At 53.8% G+C, this 21,948-nt stretch carries 32 protein-coding genes; 28 read left to right on the top strand and 4 right to left on the bottom strand.

The window, feature by feature from the left end; translation table 11 throughout:
- Positions 1-134: 134 nt before the first annotated feature.
- Positions 135-1,115, bottom strand: coding sequence for a tyrosine-type recombinase/integrase (locus FDW95_RS01455; protein ID WP_115259791.1), 981 nt, complete (start codon positions 1,113-1,115; stop codon positions 135-137).
- A 69-nt stretch (positions 1,116-1,184) separates the two neighbouring features.
- The gene (locus FDW95_RS01450; RefSeq protein WP_000229411.1) at positions 1,185-1,505 is read right to left on the bottom strand and encodes a helix-turn-helix domain-containing protein; all 321 of its coding nucleotides are present in this window, start codon (positions 1,503-1,505) and stop codon (positions 1,185-1,187) included.
- Between the two features lie 100 nt (positions 1,506-1,605).
- Between FDW95_RS01450 and FDW95_RS01445 the strand changes: the two genes are divergently transcribed.
- The 13 genes from FDW95_RS01445 (at position 1,606) to FDW95_RS01390 (ending at position 9,127) form a co-directional block, all read left to right on the top strand.
- Positions 1,606-1,887: a Cox family DNA-binding protein gene (locus FDW95_RS01445; protein WP_115259790.1), complete on the top strand. Its 282-nt coding sequence runs from the start codon at positions 1,606-1,608 to the stop codon at positions 1,885-1,887.
- 12 nt (positions 1,888-1,899) lie between these two features.
- Positions 1,900-2,103 carry a DUF4761 family protein gene (locus FDW95_RS01440; RefSeq protein ID WP_115259789.1) on the top strand — a complete coding sequence of 68 codons (204 nt, stop codon included), beginning with the start codon at positions 1,900-1,902 and terminating at the stop codon, positions 2,101-2,103.
- On the top strand, positions 2,093-2,266 hold the full coding sequence (locus FDW95_RS23130) for a hypothetical protein (RefSeq protein ID WP_170972971.1): 174 nt from the start codon (positions 2,093-2,095) through the stop codon (positions 2,264-2,266). Before FDW95_RS01440 ends, FDW95_RS23130 begins: the two co-directional genes overlap by 11 nt.
- Positions 2,267-2,278: 12 nt before the next feature.
- The gene (locus FDW95_RS01435) at positions 2,279-2,506 is read left to right on the top strand and encodes a phage filamentation protein Fil family protein (protein WP_001514710.1); all 228 of its coding nucleotides are present in this window, start codon (positions 2,279-2,281) and stop codon (positions 2,504-2,506) included.
- An 86-nt stretch (positions 2,507-2,592) separates the two neighbouring features.
- On the top strand, positions 2,593-3,024 hold the full coding sequence (locus FDW95_RS01430; protein ID WP_063922350.1) for a TerB family tellurite resistance protein: 432 nt from the start codon (positions 2,593-2,595) through the stop codon (positions 3,022-3,024).
- Positions 3,024-3,206, top strand: coding sequence for a DUF3927 family protein (locus FDW95_RS01425; protein ID WP_115259788.1), 183 nt, complete (start codon positions 3,024-3,026; stop codon positions 3,204-3,206). The genes FDW95_RS01430 and FDW95_RS01425 overlap by 1 nt, the downstream gene beginning before the upstream one ends.
- A gap of 85 nt (positions 3,207-3,291) precedes the next feature.
- Positions 3,292-3,684 (top strand): hypothetical protein, encoded by a 393-nt coding sequence (locus FDW95_RS01420; RefSeq protein WP_115259787.1) that lies wholly within the window; start codon positions 3,292-3,294, stop codon positions 3,682-3,684.
- Positions 3,685-3,753: 69 nt separating this feature from the next.
- Entirely contained in the window at positions 3,754-4,326 is a 573-nt protein-coding gene (locus FDW95_RS01415) for a 3'-5' exonuclease (RefSeq protein ID WP_115259786.1), read from the top strand.
- Positions 4,323-5,237, top strand: coding sequence for a Dam family site-specific DNA-(adenine-N6)-methyltransferase (locus FDW95_RS01410; RefSeq protein WP_249358856.1), 915 nt, complete (start codon positions 4,323-4,325; stop codon positions 5,235-5,237). Before FDW95_RS01415 ends, FDW95_RS01410 begins: the two co-directional genes overlap by 4 nt.
- Positions 5,237-5,545 (top strand): DUF4406 domain-containing protein, encoded by a 309-nt coding sequence (locus FDW95_RS01405; protein ID WP_115259785.1) that lies wholly within the window; start codon positions 5,237-5,239, stop codon positions 5,543-5,545. The genes FDW95_RS01410 and FDW95_RS01405 overlap by 1 nt, the downstream gene beginning before the upstream one ends.
- The gene (locus FDW95_RS01400) at positions 5,542-8,139 is read left to right on the top strand and encodes a replication endonuclease (protein WP_115259784.1); all 2,598 of its coding nucleotides are present in this window, start codon (positions 5,542-5,544) and stop codon (positions 8,137-8,139) included. Before FDW95_RS01405 ends, FDW95_RS01400 begins: the two co-directional genes overlap by 4 nt.
- Complete coding sequence (locus FDW95_RS01395) at positions 8,106-8,615, top strand: hypothetical protein (protein ID WP_001514719.1); 510 nt, start codon at positions 8,106-8,108, stop codon at positions 8,613-8,615. The genes FDW95_RS01400 and FDW95_RS01395 overlap by 34 nt, the downstream gene beginning before the upstream one ends.
- A gap of 206 nt (positions 8,616-8,821) precedes the next feature.
- Positions 8,822-9,127, top strand: coding sequence for a hypothetical protein (locus tag FDW95_RS01390; RefSeq protein WP_001514720.1), 306 nt, complete (start codon positions 8,822-8,824; stop codon positions 9,125-9,127).
- Between the two features lie 410 nt (positions 9,128-9,537).
- Here the strand turns inward: FDW95_RS01390 and FDW95_RS01385 are convergent, their stop codons facing one another.
- Together FDW95_RS01385 and FDW95_RS01380 are read right to left on the bottom strand one after the other, a co-directional pair.
- On the bottom strand, positions 9,538-10,584 hold the full coding sequence (locus FDW95_RS01385) for a phage portal protein (RefSeq protein ID WP_115259783.1): 1,047 nt from the start codon (positions 10,582-10,584) through the stop codon (positions 9,538-9,540).
- Positions 10,585-10,586: 2 nt separating this feature from the next.
- Entirely contained in the window at positions 10,587-12,305 is a 1,719-nt protein-coding gene (locus tag FDW95_RS01380) for a terminase family protein (protein WP_115259782.1), read from the bottom strand.
- Positions 12,306-12,451: 146 nt separating this feature from the next.
- On the opposite strand from FDW95_RS01380, the gene FDW95_RS01375 reads away from it, so the two are divergent.
- The 15 genes from FDW95_RS01375 to FDW95_RS01305 form a co-directional block, all read left to right on the top strand.
- Complete coding sequence (locus FDW95_RS01375; RefSeq protein ID WP_115259781.1) at positions 12,452-13,291, top strand: GPO family capsid scaffolding protein; 840 nt, start codon at positions 12,452-12,454, stop codon at positions 13,289-13,291.
- 38 nt (positions 13,292-13,329) lie between these two features.
- A complete protein-coding gene (locus tag FDW95_RS01370) occupies positions 13,330-14,376 on the top strand; it encodes a phage major capsid protein, P2 family (protein WP_115259780.1) in 1,047 nt (348 codons plus the stop codon).
- Between the two features lie 44 nt (positions 14,377-14,420).
- Positions 14,421-15,266, top strand: coding sequence for a phage terminase small subunit (gpM, locus tag FDW95_RS01365; protein ID WP_016155228.1), 846 nt, complete (start codon positions 14,421-14,423; stop codon positions 15,264-15,266).
- A 99-nt stretch (positions 15,267-15,365) separates the two neighbouring features.
- Complete coding sequence (locus FDW95_RS01360) at positions 15,366-15,854, top strand: head completion/stabilization protein (protein WP_001514727.1); 489 nt, start codon at positions 15,366-15,368, stop codon at positions 15,852-15,854.
- Entirely contained in the window at positions 15,854-16,057 is a 204-nt protein-coding gene (locus FDW95_RS01355; protein WP_001514728.1) for a tail protein X, read from the top strand. The genes FDW95_RS01360 and FDW95_RS01355 overlap by 1 nt, the downstream gene beginning before the upstream one ends.
- Positions 16,058-16,066: 9 nt before the next feature.
- Positions 16,067-16,396, top strand: coding sequence for a phage holin, lambda family (locus FDW95_RS01350; protein WP_115259779.1), 330 nt, complete (start codon positions 16,067-16,069; stop codon positions 16,394-16,396).
- Positions 16,389-16,778 (top strand): M15 family metallopeptidase, encoded by a 390-nt coding sequence (locus FDW95_RS01345; protein ID WP_060568734.1) that lies wholly within the window; start codon positions 16,389-16,391, stop codon positions 16,776-16,778. Before FDW95_RS01350 ends, FDW95_RS01345 begins: the two co-directional genes overlap by 8 nt.
- Positions 16,775-17,311: a DUF2514 family protein gene (locus tag FDW95_RS01340; RefSeq protein WP_115259778.1), complete on the top strand. Its 537-nt coding sequence runs from the start codon at positions 16,775-16,777 to the stop codon at positions 17,309-17,311. Before FDW95_RS01345 ends, FDW95_RS01340 begins: the two co-directional genes overlap by 4 nt.
- 2 nt (positions 17,312-17,313) lie before the next feature.
- Positions 17,314-17,781, top strand: a complete 468-nt coding sequence (locus FDW95_RS01335; protein ID WP_115259777.1) for a phage tail protein — start codon at positions 17,314-17,316, stop codon at positions 17,779-17,781.
- Positions 17,782-18,414, top strand: a complete 633-nt coding sequence (locus FDW95_RS01330; RefSeq protein WP_115259776.1) for a phage virion morphogenesis protein — start codon at positions 17,782-17,784, stop codon at positions 18,412-18,414.
- 180 nt (positions 18,415-18,594) lie between these two features.
- The gene (locus FDW95_RS01325; protein WP_115260008.1) at positions 18,595-19,230 is read left to right on the top strand and encodes a phage baseplate assembly protein V; all 636 of its coding nucleotides are present in this window, start codon (positions 18,595-18,597) and stop codon (positions 19,228-19,230) included.
- Positions 19,227-19,592 carry a GPW/gp25 family protein gene (locus tag FDW95_RS01320; RefSeq protein WP_115259775.1) on the top strand — a complete coding sequence of 122 codons (366 nt, stop codon included), beginning with the start codon at positions 19,227-19,229 and terminating at the stop codon, positions 19,590-19,592. Before FDW95_RS01325 ends, FDW95_RS01320 begins: the two co-directional genes overlap by 4 nt.
- The gene (locus FDW95_RS01315; RefSeq protein WP_137363390.1) at positions 19,589-20,500 is read left to right on the top strand and encodes a baseplate assembly protein; all 912 of its coding nucleotides are present in this window, start codon (positions 19,589-19,591) and stop codon (positions 20,498-20,500) included. Before FDW95_RS01320 ends, FDW95_RS01315 begins: the two co-directional genes overlap by 4 nt.
- Complete coding sequence (locus FDW95_RS01310) at positions 20,493-21,110, top strand: phage tail protein I (protein WP_115259773.1); 618 nt, start codon at positions 20,493-20,495, stop codon at positions 21,108-21,110. Before FDW95_RS01315 ends, FDW95_RS01310 begins: the two co-directional genes overlap by 8 nt.
- Positions 21,100-21,948: phage tail protein (locus FDW95_RS01305; RefSeq protein ID WP_170972970.1), on the top strand; the 849-nt coding region annotated here is incomplete at its 3' end. The genes FDW95_RS01310 and FDW95_RS01305, both read left to right, overlap by 11 nt.

The following is a 21,948-nucleotide window of genomic DNA, read 5'->3' as shown; positions in this document are numbered from 1 at the left end:
CCACATGATGTGGGGGTTTTTTTTATCAGGTACTTAGAATAAATCCCTTATAAATCAACCATTCTTGCAACAGCCATAAGCAGTTACAAGAAGGATATAGCGTTACGGGTGTAGACAAGATGTAGACAACATTGTCACACCGCCAACCCGCCACCGAGAGGGTTTAACGTTACTGCGTGTTGCAGGTAATCAGGTGCAAGGTGAGCATAAACCATCGTCTGTTGTATGCTGGCGTGCCCCAGAATTTGCTGTAACGCAATAATGTTCCCCCCGTTCATCATGAACCAGCTTGCAAATGTATGCCGAAGCACATGCGTGGCCTGCCCGCGTGGTAAATCGGGCTTAACCTGTCTGAGCCGTTCGCAGAAGTTTTCATAGTCAACTTTGAACAGTGGCCCGGTGTCGCTGGTCTTGATCTCTTTCTCCAGTTCTTCCGATATCGGAACCGTGCGCTTTTTCCCGTTTTTGGTCTTAAGAAACGTCACGCGCCCGTGATTTACCTGCTCGCCTCGCAGCGTGCTACCTTCGCCCCAGCGTGCGCCGGTGCTTAGGCATAACAGTGCTACGCGTCGATCGTCGCCGGTCAGAGTATCCAGCAATTTGCTGATCTCTGATTTGGCGAGGTAGGTCATAGCTGGCGGTGCTTCTTTCAGTGGTTCCAGACCCTTACAGGGGTTTTCCTTCCTGAACTCTTCCAGCTTTATCAACGTGCTGAACATCCCGGACAAGCGGTAAATATCCCGGTTGATCGTTGCTGCGCTGATACCGTCTTCCAGCCGTTGGCTTCGGTGCTGTGCAATCATTCGCTTGTTCAGTCGGTTAACGGCTGGATCACTAAGCGCCCTGATTGTTTTATTCAGGTGCCGCTTTTCAATCTCGCCATTTTCCTGAGTCTGTCCATATAGCAGCCACCAGGTATCTAACAACTCGCTTAAGGTGCGTCGGTCAACGCTCGCGCCCAGCCATTCTTTTTTGTCGGCGTTGGCTAATACATAACGCTCAAAAAGAACTGCCTCTTGTTTCTTCTCAAATCGCCTGCGGATACGTTTTCCGTTACGTCCGCGCGGCCATACGTCCACTTCATATTGACCACCTTCAAGCTTCTTAATCGACATAAGAAAGCCCTCCGGCGTTTATTTCCCCATCCTGATAACAGATAGTGAAAATGTAATGTTTATAAACAGTTAACCAGTTTGTTTCTCGGAGCGGTCTGATCCAGTTGACTCTGGCCCAATGTGTGCGAGGGCCGGTGCGATTTGACCAGCTTGAGGGGCGGTCTTATCAGTCATAAGCCAGAGCGTGTATTTTGCGAAACGTGAATGCTGAGTGATCTTAAGCAAGATATCGCTACCAATACTCTCCACTCTTCCTGTCTCGTAATACTTCTGCGTGCCAGCAGGTATTCCAGTTAATTCAAAGAATTGCTGCCTTGTTAACCCCTCCGCATCCCTGATAGCTCTGATTTTTTCACCCACGCCGCTTGACGGGGTAGGGATTTCTACCATAACATTCTCCTTAAGGGTGGTAATCTCTACCATGAGCAACCGCCAATATAAGCAGTTACAAGCCGAAATAAGCGCCTAGCGCCGATGGGGATTATGACACATGACAGAGAAAGAGTTAGAGGGGTTCATTGAAGTGCGTCACGCCGTTGACGCGGTTCCATACCCTAAATTTGCCGAGTTAATCGGTAAGAAGCCCGCCACGGTTAAGAGCATGATTGAAGACGGTAAGTTGCCGATCATCCCGTGGAAGAACCCGGAAAGCCTGGGCGCCCGTGCTGAGAACTGGATCTACATCCCTGAGTTCAACCGCGCGATGCGCGATGCCTTCTACAACCGTCCGAAAGAGCAGCGTGATGCCTGGCTGCTCTGGATTGGTCTGTAAGGAGTCGATGAGATGACGGGCCAGTTAATACAATTAAGCCGCCATAGTTATATTTATCGTGGCTTCACCATTCATAAATGCCCGCGCAATGCCATTACGATGAAAACGGCATATAGCGTTTTAAATGATGGGAATTATTTAGGGCGTGATTTTGCTTTAGCCGAAGCAATGAAAACAATTGATAAGCTAAAAAGCGGTGAAAGTTATGAAGGCTGAAATGATTATCGGTCTTTCTATTTTTGCTGTGCTGGTTTTGCATTTAATTCAATTACTGATCAGACAGCGAAGCGAAAAAGTAAAGCAGCAGAGAGCTAAAGCGCTTGCTGAATTTAAAACCCGCCGCGAAGAAGTAGAGCGCAAGGCCCGTAGACAACTGTAGCAGGTACACGATATGAACGATAACGCCCCATCACTTGCCAGCCTGTTAAAGCACGGTTGCCAGGTCACGCACTACCGCAATACACGCGGCTGGATTGAATGCCCGGACGGGCGTTTCTTTAAACCGGAACCGAATAAGGTGCGCTTTATTAAAGGTATGAGTAAGCCTTTTGTTTATACGAAGAAGATAAACAAAGGCTTATTTAGTGCCTTAGCAAGTTTATTTAGAAAGCTGCTTTAGTAATTAAGTAACAGATAAAACTTTTTCTACCTGTCGTCACTTTATTAAGTGATGGCGCATTCACTCACCCAAAAAAGGGGTTAATTATGTTTGGCATGTTCAAGAAAAAAACCGCTGCTGTAAAAGTTGAATTAAAGAAAGTTGAAAACCGCGATCTGATGGAGGCCATTGTTGGCGGCTGTCTGCTGGTTGCTGCTGCTGATGGTGAAATTGAGAAAGAGGAAACCGCAAAGCTCGATCAGCTGCTCCGCTCGAATCCCCGCCTGAGCCATTACGGCAACGAAATCACCGCGCTGATCACCCGCTTCACCGAACAGCTTGAGGCAGGTTTCCGCGTTGGTCGCATGAATATCCTGCGTGAAATCGAAGATATCAAAAATGACCCGAAAGAGGCGGAGGAAGTCTTCGTCAACATGCTGACCATTGCCGAAGCTGACGGCGAGATCGAGCCGGAAGAGCAGAAGGTACTGGAAGAGGTTGGGCGTCGTCTGGGCCTGCGCGTTGAGGATTACATCTGATGAACCAGATGCTGAGCATGTTGCGGCCTGCGCTGGTTCTGCTGCTGGCTTTCATGGTGGTAGCGGTGGACTTCACCAGCTATCTGCTCTCAGCGGTTGGCGATCTGTTCTTCGTGGGGGCGCTCGTTATTCTGGTATGGCCTGCGATTAAGCCAGCCAAAGAGCAGCAGGGCGACGAGTAAGAGAGGCACCGGGCAACCGGTGCTTATCCGGGGCGTTACTTTCGAGTGGCGCGCCTGATAAGCGGCAGTGATGGGGGATAGGGCTATGAGTATCGTGCAAGAAAAACCAGTATCCGGGCGTCAGATGTTCCTTGAACAGCGCGCGCGTTTGCAGTCGAGTATTTCGGTTTCCCGCACCAATGACACGGCGAGCCGTTTCAACCGCCTGGGCGAGACTCAGAAAAAGGCGATCATCCTGCTGGCAAACGAAGCAGCGCAGCGGTTTAACGATCTGCCGTCCCTGACTCATTCCCATCTCACCATGCCTTTCGAACAGTTCAGCTCTCAGGACAAAGTGAGCCTGATGTTGGGCATCAAGCGCCTTGCCGAGCTGGCTGCGGCGTTGCCGTGGGAGTTTCCCGATTATGCCGCGCCACGCCTTGAAATTCAGGCGTTACGCGAATCACAGCCACCCGCGCCGGATGGCGCAGTCAATTAGTCACTGAATGATTAACCAGTAGTCAGGCGCATCACCGCGCCGGGCTTCCTGCACCCAGGAGAAAGCAAAATGAAGCACGTAATGATTGATATTGAAGCCATGGATAACAAGCCAACTGCGGCGATTGCGTCTATTGCTGCGGCAATTTTTGACCCTATGTCAGGTGCAGTTTCCGCCTCAATGTATCGGCGCATTGCTATTGAAAGCAGTGAGGCATTCGGTGGAACGCTGGGCGCTGAAACAATCAAATGGTGGTTTAAGCAGTCGGGAGAAGTACGAGCGGAAGTAATCAAAGAAGGGGCTTACTCCCTCCCTGTAGCTCTTAGTGAATTAAATATGTTTATCCTGGAATATTGTGATCTCGCGAGCGTGAAAGTTTGGGCGCGCGGCACTGATTACGATATGCCGATTATCTACAACGCACTGCGCGCTGTAGATTTAAAACCGGTCTGGAATTTCTGGAATGTCCGCGACGTTAGGACGGTTGAAGAGGTTGCGCTTACTGTCTGTGGGTATGCCTCAAATCGGCTTGTCGATTCTGAAAAGCATAACGCTGCCGCTGATGTGTGGAATCAGATCGCCCAGCTCTCAGACAACCTAAAAAGCCTCGCAGCCAAAGGCGCTACGGGGGCGGCATTATGATCCGCTCACTTCTCAAATGGCCCGGTGGCAAAAGCCGCGTGATGCCTGAATTACTGCCGCATTTACCAAAGGCTGGTTGCCTCGTTGAGCCTTTTGTTGGTGGCGCTTCCGTGTTCCTCAATACCGATTATCGCCGCTATATCCTTGCGGATATCAACCCAGACCTGATCCGCCTTTATCGTGAGGTCAAAAGCAACCCTGAGCTGGTTATTGATCTTGCCCGTCCGCTCTTTGCGACCGGCAACGCCAAAGAAGAATACTTACAGAACCGCCGCATTTTCAACGGTACAAAAGGTTTGCTTGATGTGGCCCGCGCTGCCCTGTTTCTCTACCTCAACCGCCACGGCTACAACGGTGTGGTGCGTTACAACCAGAGCGGCGGTTATAACGTGCCGTTTGGTCAGCACAAAAGCGCGCCTTACTTCCCAGAGGCGGAGATCCGCCAGTTTGCTGAGAAGGCCAACGACACAAAAACTATTTTTCTGTGCAGCTCGTTTCAAAACACCCTCAAAGTGATGGTTGGAACGGATGAAGCAATCTACTGCGATCCGCCGTACCTGCCTGCCAGCGAAACCGCCAATTTCACCCAATACCACACCGAGCCATTCACCGAGAAGCACCACCGCCATTTAGCGGCGGAGCTGCTGGAAGTTAACCGCAAATATGGCGCGCCGGTGGTCATTTCCAACAGTGACACCGAAACCACCCGCGAGATTTACCACCGCTTCCACCTGCATGAAATCGACGTGCAGCGCTCTGTTAGCACTGACGCTAGCAACAGACAGAAGGCTAAAGAAGTGATCGGCACTTTGGGCATCGTTGAAGGATGCCCGGCAGGTGGGTGCGGACACTGCGAGAGCAGCAGAGAATGCCTGGGCATCGCAGACGATTCAGAAATGGAGGCTCTGTAATGTCAAAAATCTATATCGCTGGCCAAATGAGCGGTTTGCCTGGCTTTAATCGCCCGGCGTTTCACCGTGCAGCCGCGCACATTGTACGGCGCGGAAATGTTGCTCTTAATCCGGCGATCCTGCCGGATGGCTTAGAGCAAGCGGAGTATGTGGATATCTGCCTTGCCATGCTTCGCTGCGCTGATGGCATCTTCATGCTGGACGGTTGGCAGCAGTCTGCTGGGGCAAAAGCAGAATACGCGCTTGCTGAAAAGTTGGGGCTGGATATTCAGCACCAGATGATTGATCGGTACATGGGCGCACGATGACCACCGCAGCAAGTGGGCGCGGCGCTCCAACGCCGCCCCCTCCATATCCGGGTAGCGCACAAGACGCCACCCGGTACGCTTACGAATGGCAGAAGCCGAAAGCTGCCATTTGTGTTGATAAGACTCCCGTTGTTGATCTAGTCGAGCTGGGTCAAGAACAGGAGTTTTTGGCGTGGGTGAAAGTTACCCTTTCGCCGCTACCTCGCTTTATTCGTCTGCGTCTGGCTTCCCGTATTGACAGCATTCACACCATGAAGGGCAGGCATATAGCCCGCTCTGAGTTGCGTAATATCATTCGCCGGGAGTTACCGTCCATCAACATGGTGAATGGGCAATATGCTATAGCAATGACCGATGAGGCAAAATCTCAGGCGGATACAGCATTCAATGAGTTAAACCCGCTTTACCACACGTTTAATACTTTGCACGGATTAGTTGAGCGCTTTAACCGCCTGCCGGACTTCACGGCGGAAGATGTTGAGCTGCTGGCGCAGGATATTGCTATCTACATGCGGTCTGTACTGAGTGAAGTTCACGAAACGGTAGAAACGCTGAGTGATCGCCAGTATGCAAAATGCCTTTACGACGAAGCGGCGGGCCTTGCGCGCCTCTTCTGCCTGACGCCGCCAAGAATCAGGCTAGCGCACTTTATTGATGATGCCACTACCGGCATCAGCAAGATGCTGGACGATCGCTATTGGAACAGGAATCTGAAAAAGTACGCCACCCGCTGGCGTGAGCACTTGCATATTGCATTTGGTGACGTGAAGCGGGGCGCTGCACCGTATTGCAGTAAGCACCATGTTGATGAGTGGGATGCCAGGCGTAAACGTAGCCGCGCGATCATGGCCCGTCTTGAACTGGAAGACCAAGACACCAAAGAGCGTATTTCACTTATTGAGCAGATCGATAAGAGCATTTCTAACCCGGCATTGCGCCGCGTTGAACTCATGACCCGCATTGGTGGTTTTGAGAAAGTTGCCACCGAAAGCGGCTATGCAGGCCAGTTTTTTACTCTGACAGCACCATCCAAATACCACGCCTATACCGTATTCGGTCATCGTAATCCCAAATGGAACGGTGCCAGCCCCAGAGCAACGCAGCGCTATCTTAATCGGGTATGGCAACAGATTCGTGCAGAGCTGGCCCGCCGTGAAATTCCTGTATTTGGTCTGCGGGTAGCTGAGTCTCACCACGATGGTACGCCGCACTGGCATGGTCTGCTGTTCTCTTTGCCGGAACATTCCGCGGAACTGCTGGAAGTAATGGAAGATTACGCCACTCGTGAGGATGCGGAAGAGTTGCAGGGCAAGCACGGCAACCGCCCGCGCTTCGAGATGAAACCGATCGATCAGGAAATCGGCAGCGCCACCGGCTACGTGGTGAAGTACATCAGTAAAAACATTGATGGTTACGCGCTCGACGGTGAAACAGACGACGAAAGCGGCAAGCCGCTGAAAGAAACGGCTAAACACGCTACCGCGTGGGCATCGTGCTGGGGCATCCGTCAGTTTCAGTTTTTGGGCGGCGCGCCGGTATCTGTCTGGCGTGAGCTGCGCCGGTTCCGCAATCAGGAACAGGCCGACAAGATAAACCCGCTTTTTGCTGAGCTGCACCGTGCTGCGGATGCTGGCGACTGGCAGCAATACACCCAGTTGCAGGGCGGGGCACTGGTTGCCCGCCGTGATCTGCCGTTGCGCATCTGGTACCAGCAGAAAGACGAGCCGAATGATTACGGCGAGTATCTGGATCTTATCAAAGGTCTGATGATGCCAGCCGTTCACATCCCACCAATTGAAACCCGCCTGCATACCTACCGCATTGTACGTAAGAAACCGGAGATTTTAGACGACTCCGGGCAGGCCGTTGACTTTGATTTTGACCTTCGGGGCGCGTCTGCGCCCCCTAGGACTCGTGTCAATAACTGTACTGAGGTCAAAAAACATACAATTTCAGGGGGTGACAATTCGCCACCAGTTGAGCCTGAACAGTATGAAATTGGTCAAATGACCCACGAGCAGAAAAAACGGCTCAACGAAAGCATCAGAAACTACAAACCGGAACGGCAAAAATCACCTGCTGATGAGTTTGAGGCGCTGGCTAATGCCATTACGGCATCAGATTGTGATGATATTGAGCAGGCCAGGGCGGAGAGCTATCTAAAAGTTGCTCAAGAATTGAGGCAGCAGGAAAGGGATATGCCTGCTGTTACCGCGCCAGCTCCTATATCAGCCGATCGCATTGCGGCACTGGATGATTTTGCCAGATCAATAGGCATAGAGCTGAGCACAGGCCAGTTATCGTTATTGCTACGCGGTGAGTGCTTGCGAATTGATGGCTTTATTGTCTCCGCAACCAGTAGCGGAGAGCTGAGACGCAGAAAAGATAACAGCGCTGACCGGAAGACCGCCGATTTGTGGCAGCATATGAAGCTAAGTCATAATGTTGACAGCAGAGATATCAGGCATGATCCCGTTGGCAGCTATGCGGAAATGTTGAAAAAAGCTGATCCGGCTGCGTGGGACAGGTTGTTTGGCACCAGGAATCAGGAGCAGCGCGTATGTTTGACGAAGAACAGCGAGAGCAGGAAGTAATTGATTTCATCAGTAACAAAATTAAGCGATGCCGTAAGTGTGGTAACGAGCTGCACTACAAGGAAAAGTATTATTTTAATGATCGCATTTGCTGCACCTGCAAGGGGTTAAAACCGTTTGACGCTCCCGAAGATATTGCTTTGTCTGAAAGCTGCGAGCCAGAACCAGCGCGGCTGGCAGATGAAGGCCATGATGCGCGAACCAGTACCGAGCGTGAGCTATTTAGCCGATATCCCGAATGGCAGTTGATGAATGAGAGGGCGGCAAAGAAATGGCGTGAAGAGCATCCGCCTGAAGAAAGCAGTCTCCCATCTTCCCGATCAGCGGTAAATTCCGCAGGCCCATTATCTGTTGAGCGCATCAATGAGCTGATGGCTAAATATGATGCCAGCGAAGCCGTGGATATCAGGCAGGAAGAGCTGATATCGCTGCTGTGGGAAGTGCTCTATCACCGCAAGATTAATCCAGTCTTCTGAATGGCAATCGTTATAACCTTCGCAACTTGTTGCGCAGGTTATGGCGATTCTGCGGGCGCGGGCGGCAAAGAGTCCGCAGCATCGCGAAGCGGTGCTTATGCTGTGTGCGTTTTTGGAAATGAGAGCTGAAACAATAATTTTAGTCATTACAGGCACTAATCTGGCTAAGCCCATTTGGGTGACTAGTCAAATTTAAAGGAATAGAAATGCCAAAAATGAAAGATGGGGATCTGCTTTATAAAGATTACGTTAACCACGCCCGATCAGCTGGTGACGACCCAACCAAGATTATTTCAGATGCCAAGCGCTTTAACAGGCATGAAAAATATGAGGTGCTTGATTTTCTTAATGCACTGCATGGACAGAACGGGGCAGACCTCGCCATCAAAACACGGCAAATTTGTGAGTGGATGATTCGCACCTATCTGCCTGGCACGATTCAAAGCACAAAAGCTGTTGAATCATGGGTTGCTGCAAACTTCGAAGAGCTTTCTAAAAAGTATCCATATTGATGATTTTCATCTCTAAAGGCCGTCATTGATGGCCTTTTTTTATTTTCTGTAGAAATTGCCGCACAATCCCGCATTAAATTGCACAATTTTTTTGACGGTACTTTTGCCAGACAAGCCCAGACGCGGCGCGGCCTGCCGTGATCTGCAAGTTTGCACAAAAAGACGGGGGTTTTGTGTGCGGGCGAGGCGGGGGAACCATCGCGCGCTGAGGGGGTAAGGAGGGTATACCTGTTCATACCGTTTTTCGCGTCTGTGCGGCCCTGTTTTGATGCGGTTGCGTTGTGGTCGGGTGAGGGGATGGAAAAGAAAAGCCCCTGCCAGCGTGGCGCTGAGGGGCTTGTATGGCGTTTGGCCTTCGGGCTGGCTGCGTCCACCTTCTGGCAGGGTGGGGCATCAATCTTTTTGAATGGTCAGGCGGCTGTTGATGGGGTTGCGAGGGCGTAAGGGTTAAAGCGGATCACCTCAAAGCCCAGCCAGTCATTCAGCTCTTTCAGGCTTTCTTGTATCGGCGTCAGCTCGTTGATGGAGAAGACGCGGGCGGCTTTCTCCACGTCACCAAACCCCCCGGCGTTGCCTGGCATCACCCCCATCAGTTGAGGCGGAACGCGGTGCGCGGCAAGCATATCATCCCGCGTTGCGTCCTTGATGCCGGTAAACTCATCCTTTGCCGCTATCTGGCTGAATGGCAGGATTTGCAAGCCGTCTTTCTTCCCGCCTGCTGCGTATACGAACAGGTTTTTAAAAGCGCCGCCGCCGCGCGCATCCTTCAATGACTTTTTCAGGCTCTCAACGTCTTTGTTGTTGGCGATCGGGTCGGTCAGGTAGACGATTACCCCGGCGTGACTGCCGTTGATGTAGTAGTTACGGCGGAACATGGTCGCTTCACTGTTGAGCATGGCGCTTTGTAACGAGGCCATGTATTCAGGTGCGCCATAGATCTCCTGGTGGATGCTGGGGTTTTTTATCTGGCAGATGCTGCCCGGCTTGAATGGGTAGTCCGCATCGCGACGGGTGATAAACCAGTATTGATCTTTTTTTAGGTCGCTGCCGCGTCGGGTATATTTGGCCTGGGCGTGTTTTAACGCTATAGGCTCGCCCAGCATGTTACGGCGCACCTCCATGTAGTTGTTGCCGAATACCAGATAATCCAGCACCCACGCGCTCATTTCCTGCCTGCTCAGCAGCGGGTGAGGGATGTAGCAGGATGTGATCACATTACGCTTAAAGACCAGCGGCGACTGATGATAGGCCGTTGAATCAAACATCCGGGCGATGCCGTAGGGGCTGATCGGTGGTTCAAAATATACGCCGTTATCAGCGCACTCCATGCAATCCAGCAACATGCTGCGATCGGTGATGGCTACCGGGTCGCCAAAGCTGAATGACTCAATGCCTGCGGTTTGTTCGCTGGCAACCGGCTGCGGTCTGGCCTGAAACTTTTGCTTTTTGCGGCTCACGTTTAAAACTCCTCTACAAAACTGTCACTACCGCCGCCGCTTTCGCTGCCGATCGGCTCGTTATACAAAGCTGTCATTGATGCCCAGGCAAGATCGCCGTGGTTGCTGCCGCGTTTGCGGTCGGAAACGTAGGTCATAACCCCGCCTTTCTGCACCTTGCGAACCGTCATAAATGACTGGACGAGATCCAGCATTCCCGCATCCACCTCCAGACGACCGGCACGAATCAACATAAGTGCTTTCATTACCATGGCGCGCTTGAGGTGTACGGAATACTGGTACTTCACCGCCAGCGGGAAGAATTTGACTACCAATTGCCAGACGGCATCACCAAAGCCGCCAGTGCCATCGATCGCGATGTGCTGGACGTTGTAACGCTCAGTCAGTGCCTCAATAGCTTTTGCCTGTTCCTCAAACTCCATACCTCTGAGCTGGATGCGTTCAATGATACGGAACTTGCCGCCCGGCACCGTTGGCGGAACTATGACGACCAGCCCGGCAGAGTCACCATTGCCGCTTCCCCCGTTGGGGTCATAGCCTACCCATATCCCGCGATCGCCTATCGGTCTGGGTGCGAATGGGTTCCAGTCGGGCCATACATCATCGTTAAAGCCGTCAACGCAGCAGCCGATCATGGCGTTGTAGTTAAAGGCGCGTTCGCCCACGGTGACGAAGCGGCAACGGTAAAGGTTGTCGTATTCCTCCGGGGAGTTTTCCATCTTGATGGTTTCAATTTTCACCAGGTTGAAGCCGAGTTTTACCGCATCTTCAATGGTGACAATCTGCCGCCAGATCCCATCCCCGCCCAGCTTGCCGTTTTTCAGCGCTTTATGGCTGACGTCTATTTCTACCCGTTCACCTCTGGGCCTTGCCTTGTTGAACAGGTCGCCAGTCCAGAAGGCATAAGCCTCATGCTCCTCTGTGGATGGCGTGGAAAAGTAGGTGCGCCGCAGCCCTTCATGGGTTGCCATGCCTGCGGCGACTTTGCGCAGCTCAAGGAAATTGTTAATCCAGAATGCTTCATCCAGATATAGATCGCCAGTGTAGCTCTGTGCCGTCGCTGCTGAGGTGCCGAGAAAGTAGAACGTTGCGCCGTTGCTCAGGGTGATGGCGTCGCCGCCTTTCAGCTCAACGCCAACTTGCGCCGCCAGTAGCTGGATGAACTTCTTGAACTGGAACGCCTGGGCGCGGCTGGCTGACAAAAAGATTTGGTTGTTGCCGGTTTCCAGCGCCCGTAAAAGTGCTTCGCGGGCAAAGTACCAGGTGGCACCAATCTGGCGCGATTTGAGGATAAAGCGGTTGCGGCGTTCGCGCTGCTTGTACCACCGTTTTTGATGCTCGTAGAGCGAATCCAGCACCAGAGCACGCAGATCCCCGATCTGCTCTTCCGTAAAGTGGTTTTTCGGCTTCTTCTCACGGCTTTTCTCTTCGCTGCGGTGCTCTTCGCGCTCCATCCGCACCAGTTGACGGGTTAACAGGTCAATGGTTTTGAAGTCATGCGCCGTCAGGTCTGGCTTTTCCGTCAGGCGTAACAGCCGCACCTGCATCCGATCCTGTACACGCTCCAGCGCGGTGGACTCGTCCCACTTATCGCGGCGACGCCATGAATACAGGGTGTTGGTACTCACGCCGATCGATTTGGCGATCTGCGTGATGCTGTATGCCTGCCAGTACATGACCTTAGCGGCAATCCGTGGCTCATCGTGGGAAGTCTGTTTCATGGTGGCAGAGTACCGCGCCCGCGCGCGCGTCGCTTCGGGTTGTCATTGTCGGAAAACGGCAACAACGGCAACGCTTTGCGCGTTTCGGCTGCGGCGGGAATGATAGGGGCACTGGTTAATATCACTCACTCATTCGGGATTTCGACATGCCAAAGTCAAAACCATTTCGCGTTGCTGTCGAGGGTGCTACCTGCGACGGTCGGACGCTGGAGCGTCAGCACATTGTGCAGATGGCTCAACGCTTTAACCCAACCGTATACGGTGCCCGCGTCAATCTGGAGCACCTCCGGGGTTACTCACCAAACAGTGATTTTCGTGCTTATGGCGATGTTATTGCCGTCAAGGCAGAGGAAATCACCGAGGAGCCGCTGAAAGGCAAAATGGGCCTGTATGTGCAGGTTGATGCCACTGATGATCTGGTTGCCCTGAAAAAGAGCCGCCAGAAGATTTATCACAGCATTGAAGTACATCCCTCTTTTGCGGATACCGGCGAAGCCTATTTGATGGGGCTGGCCTGCACCGATAGCCCTGCCAGCCTGGGCACGGAAATGATGGAGTTTTGTGCCAAAAACACCGTTAACCCGCTGGCCTCCCGTAAGCACGATCAGGCTTGTTTCTTCACCGCCGCCGTTGAATCCACGATGGAATTTGAAGATGAACAGCCGCCGCAGGATGAAGGTAAAAACTTCTTTGCCCGTGTTAAGGCGCTGCTGGGCGGTACGCAGCAGCAGTTTAGCCAGCAGAACGGTGAAAACCGCGAGGCTATCGAGGCGATTGCCGAGAGCCAGGGCAAGCTGCTGGACAGTACAACCCAGCTTTCTGTTGCGGTGAAAGGTAAGGCTGACGCCACCGAGCTGGAAAGCCTGCGTAAGGACTTCAAAGCGCTGGAAGAGAAACTGAAAGGCCAGGACGCCGAGCAGTACAACCAGCGCCCGCCTGCCACTGGCGGCGATGGTCAATCAACTCAACATCTGGCTGATTGCTGATAAGGCTCAGTGCGTCAGGCTCAGGAAAGGAAAATAAGATGCGTAATACAACCCGCGATTTGTTTGATAAGTACATCCAGCGACAGGCTGAACTCAACCATATCAGCGCTGCCCACGTCACCAAGGCGTACAGCATTGATCCGAGTGTTGAGCAGACTCTTGAGGACAAGATCCAGCAGTCGTCTGAGATGCTCAAGTTAATCAATATTTACGGCGTCAACGATCAGACCGGTGAAAAAATCGGCCTGGGCGTGAGTGGCCCGGTATCCAGTACCAACAATTCCACCACGGATCGCCGTCAGCCTACCTCTGTGGCGGCGCTGGATTCGAATAAATACACCTGTAACAAGGTGAACGCAGATACCTTTACGCCGTACACGCAGCTTGATGCCTGGGCAAAATTCCCGGACTTTCAGCAGCGCCTCAGCAATCAGATCATCAAGCGTATTGCTCTCGATCGCATCATGATCGGCTTCAACGGTACCAGCTACGCGGAGAAATCAGACCGCGCCGCCAACCCGCTGTTACAGGATTGTGGTATCGGCTGGCTCCAGCAGTACCGCACTAACGCGGCCCAGCGCGTGATGAAAGATGTCACCGTGACCAGCCGTGACGACACCAACCAGGTGATCGCGAAAGGTGATTACGGTAACTATGACTCCATCGTATTTGATGCGGTCAACTCGCTTATGGATGAGTGGTACAAGGATTCGCCTGATCTGGTGGTGATTACCGGGCGTAATCTGACGGTTAACCGTTCCTTCCCGATCATCAACGCTGTAAGCACCAATAACCCTAACTCCGAAGCACTTGCCGGGCAGTTGATTGCATCGCGCAAAACGATCGGCAACCTGCCGTCATTTATCGCGCCATTCTTCCCTGATGGCAGCATGTTCATTACCTCCTGGGAAAACCTGTCCATCTACTGGCAGGAAGGCGGGCACCGTCGCCGCATCGTTGAAGAGCCGGAGTATAACCGCGTCTCAACGTACAGCTCTTCGAATGATGCCTACGTCATTGAAGACTACGGCTATGGCTGTCTGATTGAAGGCATCACCGCCGCCGAGCCAGCACCAGCACCATAAGACGCCGCAGGCCAGCAGTGCGCTGGCCTGCTCAGGGGGCATAAATGTTAACACCAGCACAAAAACATTTTGATCGGGTGATGGCTGAGCGCCGCAGTAATCGCGGGACAACCACCGCCGAAAGAACTGCATACGAGCAGATACTTTTTCGCCTGCGCATGGATAAAGCCGACCTCAGCCGCATCCAGTCGAATGCCGGTAAGGCGAAGCTGAAAAGCGAGCGCCTGCCGGATTACCAGCCGTGGATTGATGGCGTACTGGCAGCGGATACGGGCCAGGCGGATGAAGTGATCACCACTGTGATGATCTGGGCAGCGGATGCCGGTGATATTGCGCAGGCGCTGCGGATAGGCCAGTACGTGCTGCGCCATAAAATCCCGATGCCTGACCAGTACAAGCGCACCACCGCCACGGTACTGGTTGAAGAAATTTGCGATCCCATCCTTGCCGCCTTCAAAGCGAACCCGGCAAAGGCAAGCGTGAGCATTGACAACCTCAACGCACTGAACGGCATCACCACCCATGAAGATATGCCCGATCAGGTAAGGGCCAAGTTGTTTAAGGCCATGGGGTACACCGTGCGCCTTAATCAGGATGTTGAATCCCAGCAGCTTGCCCGCTCGCATTTGCAGGAAGCTATCAGGCTCAACGCAAAAATTGGCGTGGCGCGTGATATCGAACTGCTTGATCGCAATATCAAAAAGCTGACCGCCGCCAACGGCGGAGAAGGTGAGGGCGATGCGCCACCGGTACAGCCGGAAGCGAAGCCAGAGGCCGCGAAAGCAGCGCCGGAGAAAGCGCCACGCACTACCGCAGCCAGGAACCAGAAAAACAGCCAGGCAAAAACGGCAGCAAAGAACAAGACGACGCGCAAAACCGCGAAGTCATAACGAATGTGCCCCCGCGCACCAGGCGGCACGGTGTGACGTAGTAAGGCCCGGCCTCTACTGCGTCACACCGTCCACCGCCTGCCTTATGGAGAGTCCTGTATGAGCCTGGTCGCCACTGAACCGGTAAGACCGCCATCAGATCCCGCGCCGGATGATGGCGGCGCAAAGGTTGAGAGCCTGCCTTTCTGGCCTGTCATTGTGCTGGCTGATTTGCGCCGGGCGATGCGCCTTGATGGGCAGGTAACGACCGATCGCCTTATGTCACGCACCATTGAGGCAGTGGCCCACGTCAACGATCAGCTTCTTCTGTGGCGTCAGGTTCAGGTTGATGCCGGTTATCTGACTCTGGCGGAGATCCCCGCCGATCCGGTGAATGGTGAATCGGTGAAGGTCTGGCGCTATAAAAATGCCGTCTGGTCACTGACCAAAGCCCTGCTGATTGAGGGGTATCGCGATATTGATACCACCAGTAAAGGGGATGACCACGCGCAGGCGCTCAGCACCCAGATAGATACGCTTTGGCGTGATGTTCGCTGGTCTATTCGCGATATCCAGAATGAAGATCGCGGCCTTGCGGAGCTGTGCTAATGAACGTGCAGGCGCAGCAGGATGACACCGTTGATGAACTCTGCTGGAGGTATTACGGCAGGACGGCGGGAGTAACCGAAGCCGTGCATGAAGCCAATCCGGGGCTGTGCGACAGCGGCCCGCTGCTGAGTGCCGGGCAGGTTGTTTATCTTCCAGAATTACCACCACCCACCCAGCGGGAAACCGTGCAGCTATGGGATTGAGAGGTTGCCATGAGCGACGTACCTACGGGGATGCTGGAACAAACAATGAAATGGATTGCTACTTATCTGCCGACGCTTTACGCGGCAGGCGCTGCGCTGAGCATTTCGGCGCTTATGAGTCTGTATGACGGTCAGTCAATGCTGAAAACCTCCACCGGTTCACTGGTCTGCGGGATCGTTACGCTGGCGGTTGCCGGTTCGCTGGAATATCTGGGCTTGCCGTCTAATGCCGTTACCTTCGTGGGTGCATCCATAGGTTTTATGGGGGCTGACAAGGTACGCAACAAAGTGACCGGCTTTATTGAAACCCGTATCGGGGGAGCGAAAGGAAATGAGTGAATTTAAATTCAGTCAGAGAAGTGAAAATAACCTGAAAGGTGTTAACGCTGACCTTGTGAAAGTCGTCCGCCGCGCCCTTCAACTTTCTGCCGTTGATTTTGGTATCACCGAAGGGCTTCGCACTGTAGAGCGGCAAAAACAGCTTGTTGCTGAGGGGAAAAGCCAGACGATGAACAGCAGGCATATTTCAGGCCATGCGGTTGATGTGTTTGCGTATCCGACTCCGGCAGGTTCATGGGACTGGAAATATTATCAGCAGATTTCCGAAGCCTTCAAACAGGCGGGAAAAGAGCTAAATATCCCCGTTGAATGGGGTGGCGACTGGAAAACCCTGAAAGATGGCCCGCACTTCCAGCTACCTTATGCGGCTTATCCTGCATGATTCTTAACTGGCTCAGGCAACACTGGCGCGGCCTTCTGGTCGCGTTAGTTCTGGGTGCTGCCTTCCTTTCTGGTTCGTGGTTTGGTGCCAGCAAGGCTAATACAGCCTGGGCACTGAAATGGAAACAGCGGGATGCTGACGATGCTACCGCGCTGGCAAAGCGGCAGGCAGAAGCCAGAGCCGAAGAACAGCGCCGACAGGGTGAAATAGATGCGATTGAGAAAAGGGCTGAGGGGCAGATTGCTCAGGCCGCTGCTGATGCTGACCATGCCCGCGCTGTTTCTGACGGGCTGCATGACGAAGCCGCAAAACTCGCCGCCAGACTGGCAGCAAGTGAACGCGCCCGCTGTGCCGCAACTGCCAGCGAAAGCGCGACAGGCACCACCGGCAGCGAGCTGCTTGCCGAGCTGTTCCGCCGCGCTGACCAACGAGCGGGAGAACTGGCGGCAATTGCTGATCAGGCAAGGATCCGAGGGCTGACCTGTGAAGCGGCTTATGATGCGCTGACAGGGGGCAAGGCGGTGGAGAAATAGCGATGTTAAAACCCGATCTACTGCGTAAACACATCAGCCACGCGGTGCCGTGGTTGCGTGACAACCCTGATAATCTGGCGGTGTATGTCCAGAAGGGGCGCATGGTGAGCACCGGGCAGCGCTCTGCCTCGTTTGAATACGAGTACACTATTGAGGTGCTGGCGATGGATTACCCTGAGCCGCTGGATTCCCTCAGCCTGCCCATTCTGGCATGGGCGCGCCTGTATCAGCCTGAGTTGCTATTCAACCCTGACCGCGCCCGCGATGGTATCACCTTTGAAGCGGATATCCTGAGCAATTCCACCATGGACGTGCTCATCAAAATCCAGGCCAGTGAGGCGGTTGTTGTCAAAGTTGAAGATGGCAAGCCGGTTATTCATCATCGCGCTGATCCTATGCCGGGGCCGGAGCTGGGTGCCTGGTCACTGGTCTTTGAAGATACGGTAAGCGGCGAGACGTGGACGGACTAAATGAACGCTGATCCGCTGTTCCATGCCCTTGATGATTATCTGGCAACCGTGGCGGCGCAGCTCGCACCGGGCCAGCGCCGTAAGCTCACGCGCGAGGTGGCTATTGGCCTGCGCAAGCGCCAGCAGCAGCGCATCAACAGCCAGAAAAACCCCAGCGGAGAAAGCTATACGCCGCGCCGCCGTAAGATTTTGCGTACTCAGGGCGGGGTTAAATTCCTGTGGAAAGATGAAACGCGTGAGCTGAGCAACTGGCGCACCACCGGGCGCGGCGAGCAGCGCGCTATCACCGGTTATGATGTTGATAAAGGGGCGTTGCGCACGTTCTATAAGCGCGATATTCAGCGCTATATTGAGATCTATCTTAACCAGACCAAGCGCACCACCACCCGCAAAGAAAAGATGTTCCGCCGCCTGCGCACCGCTCGCTTTCTCAAGGCATACGGTACCGCCAGCGCCGCCGTGGTCGGTTACTCCGGGCATACCGCCGAGATCGCCAGCGTTCACCAGTATGGTGAGGTTGATACCGTGGCTCCCGGTGCCCGCACCCGTTACCCCGCGCGTGAATTGTTGGGCTTTACGGAAAGCGATCTTGACTGGCTGGCGGATACCATCGTCAGTTTTCTGCAACCCTGACCCCTTCCTGCAGCACTGTTAAAAGTGACGGTGCTCGATGCGTTTTCCCGCCACTGTCATAGCTGGTAGTGTCTGCCGGTACCGCCATCCATTGTTACTAACTCCTGACAACGACAGCGCGTTGCTTGCGCGCGCGTGGATCATGAAACTGGCTGTAAATTTAATAACGCAAGTCAGCTTATGAACCTGAATGAACTCTATCGCCTGATCTGTAACCTTGTCCGTATTGGTACGGTGACGGATGTTAATCTTGCTGCTGAGCCGCCAGTTGCGCGAGTATCAACGGGAGAGAATACAACGGACTGGATTCGCTGGGCGGCTTTGCGCGCCGGAACGGCTGTTACATGGTGGGCACCATCACCGGGCGAGCAGGTGTTACTTTTTGCCCCATGCGGTGATCTGGAAAATGCCGTCATCATGGGCAGCTTGTACAGCGATAGCGTGAAACCACCGGATAACGGTGAAACGTCAAATGTAACATTGCACCCTGACGGGGCGAAGGTGCTGTATGACCCGGCAACCGGCGCACTGGCTGCTACTGGTATTAAGAGCGCAACGGTAGAGGCATCTGACTCAATCGCCGCGACTGCCCCTAAAATGACCTGTACCGCAACAACCTCAATCACCCTTGATACGCCGGAAGTGATCTGCACTAAAAAGCTCTCATGCTCCACGTTTGAGATGAAAAAGGGCGGCAAGATGACCGGCAATGTTGAGCATAGCGGCGGTAGCATTACATCAAATGGCGTTGTGGTGCATACCCACAAACATGGCGGCGTAGAACGTGGCGGAAGCCAGACGGATGGCCCGCAATGACCAGCGCAAGATATCGCGGGATGAACGCCGAAACCGGCGAAGCGCTCACCGATAACGAGCATATTTCTCAGTCCATCAACAACATTTTGTTAACGCCGGTTGGCTCTCGCATTATGCGCCGCGCCTATGGCTCGCAGCTCAATAACCTGATTGATCAGCCAGGTAACGCCGTAACGCGCCTTCGCATTATGTCCGCGATATACAGTGCGCTTTTCCTCTGGGAGCCGCGCATCTCGCTGACCAATATTGTGCTGACGGAAACCGGGGCGGGGCAGATGGTTGCCACCATCAAAGCCAGCCGTACCGATACACAATCACCCTTTACCACGGACGTAACGATCGGCAGGCAGGTGCAGGCATGAGCGGAACAATCGACCTTTCACAATTACCGCCTCCGGTAGTGGTGGAGCTGCTGGACTTTGAAACACTGTTCAATGAGCGCAAAGAGGCGTTTATCGCGCTTTACCCAGAGGATGAGCAAGACGTTATCAGGCGCACTCTCTCGCTGGAGTCTGAGCCGATCACCATGCTGCTGGAAGAAAACTGTTACCGCGAATTATTGCTACGCCAGCGCGTGAACGAAGCGGCGCGGGCGGTCATGGTGGCGTACTCAGTGGGCAGCGATTTGGATCAGCTGGCGGCAAACTTCAACGTGGAGCGCCTGATCATCACACCGGAAGATGACAGCGTTGTACCGCCTGTTCCTGCGGTGATGGAGTCAGATGCCGATCTGCGCGTCCGTACTCCGCAGGCGTTTGAGGGGCTGAGCGTCGCAGGGCCAACGGCAGCATATGAATTTTTCGGCCTGTCTGCTGATGGGCGCGTTGCTGATGTGTCTGCCGTAAGCCCAACGCCTGCCTGCGTTACCATCTCTGTGCTTTCCCGCGAGGGTGACGGCACCGCCAGCCAGGAGCTGATCGATATCGTTGCCAGCGCGCTGAATGGCGAAGAGGTGCGCCCGGTTGCCGATCGCGTGACCGTGCAGGCGGCGGAGATCGTGCCTTATGAGATTGATGCCACGCTGTATATCTATCCGGGGCCGGAGTCGGAACCCATCCGCCAGGCATCTGAGCAGAAGTTACAAGCGTACATAGCCGATCAGCGTCGTCTGGGGCGTGATATCCGGCTGTCTGCCATTTATGCCGCGCTGCATGTAGAAGGAGTGCAGCGGGTGGAGCTGGCGCAGCCGGTGGCGGATATGGTGCTTGATGATACTCAGGCGTCCCACTGTACCGGCTACACCATAACCGTTGGGGGATACGATGAGTAAAACCCTCACGCCGCCCAGCTCAACGCGCCTTGAGCGTGTCGCCGCCCGCGTCTGCGCCTCTCTGGGGGAAGTGCGGGTACCGCTGCGTCAGCTCTGGGATCCGTACACCTGCCAGGTTGACCTGCTGCCCTATCTGGCGTGGGCTTTCTCCGTTGATAGATGGGATGAGAACTGGCCCCAGACAACGAAGCGTAAAGCGATAGCTGATGCGTTTTACCTGCACCGCTACAAAGGCACCACCGGAGCAATGCGCCGCGTTGTGGAGCCGTTCGGGTATTTCATCCGGGTTAACGAGTGGTGGAACATCGACACCGACCCCGGCACGTTTACGCTGGATATTGGCGTTGAAGATGAAGGCATCAGCGAAGAAACCTATCAGGAGCTTGAGCGGCTGATCGCTGACGTTAAACCGTGTAGCCGTCACATGCTGGGCATGAGCCTGCACTTACAGACTACCGGCCCCGTATATGTTGGCACGTCTGCCTATTTGGGCGACACGCTGACCGTGTACCCCTATTTCCCCGAAACCATTTCAGTTGGTGGTGCGGAGTATGTGGGTAGTGCAATTCATTTGATAGATACCGTGGAGATCTCACCAAGTGGCAACTAAATATTATGCCCTGCTAACCAATGTCGGAGCCGCGAAGCTGGCGAACGCCACGGCATTGGGTGAACAGGTTGAAATTACTCAGATGGCGGTAGGGGATGGCAACGGCGCACTACCGACGCCAAACCCTGCGCAGACTGCGCTTGTGCATGAGCTGCGCCGTGCGCCGCTGAATACTCTGACTATTGACCCGGTTAACACCAACCAGATTATTGCTGAGCAGGTGATCCCGGAAGATGTGGGCGGGTGGTGGATCCGTGAGATCGGTCTTTATGATAGCAAAGGTGATCTCATCGCTATTGCTAACTGCGCTGAAACCTATAAGCCGTTATTGCAGGAAGGTAGCGGACGTATGCAGGTTATTCGCGTCATTCTGATTGTCAGCAGTACCCAGGCGGTAACGCTTAAAATTGATCCGTCTGTGGTGCTGGCAACCCGGCAGTATGTTGATGACCAGATAATCCAGGTTAAAGCCTTCGTAGATCAGCAACTGGCGGCGCACATCGCAGCGGCAGACCCTCATAAACAATATGCACCCAAGGCAAGCCCGGCCCTGACCGGAACACCCACCGCACCTACTGCGGCGCAGACAGTGAATAATACGCAGATTGCCACAACGGAATTTGTGAAATCAGCAATTGCTGCACTGGTAGCATCATCCCCGGCTGCACTGGACACGCTGAATGAATTGGCGGCAGCGCTGGGAGATGATCCAAACTTTGCCACCACTGTAACGAATGCGCTGGCAGGTAAGCAGCCGCTTGATAGCACTTTAACTGATTTATCGGGAAAGACAGTTAACGGTATTCTCCAATACCTTGGTTTAGGAGCGGGAGCACCT

Origin of the sequence: Citrobacter sp. wls718, from assembly GCF_005280945.1 — a bacterium.
GTDB lineage: Bacteria > Pseudomonadota > Gammaproteobacteria > Enterobacterales > Enterobacteriaceae > Citrobacter > Citrobacter gillenii.
This window is presented reverse-complemented; position numbering and strand designations above follow the sequence as displayed.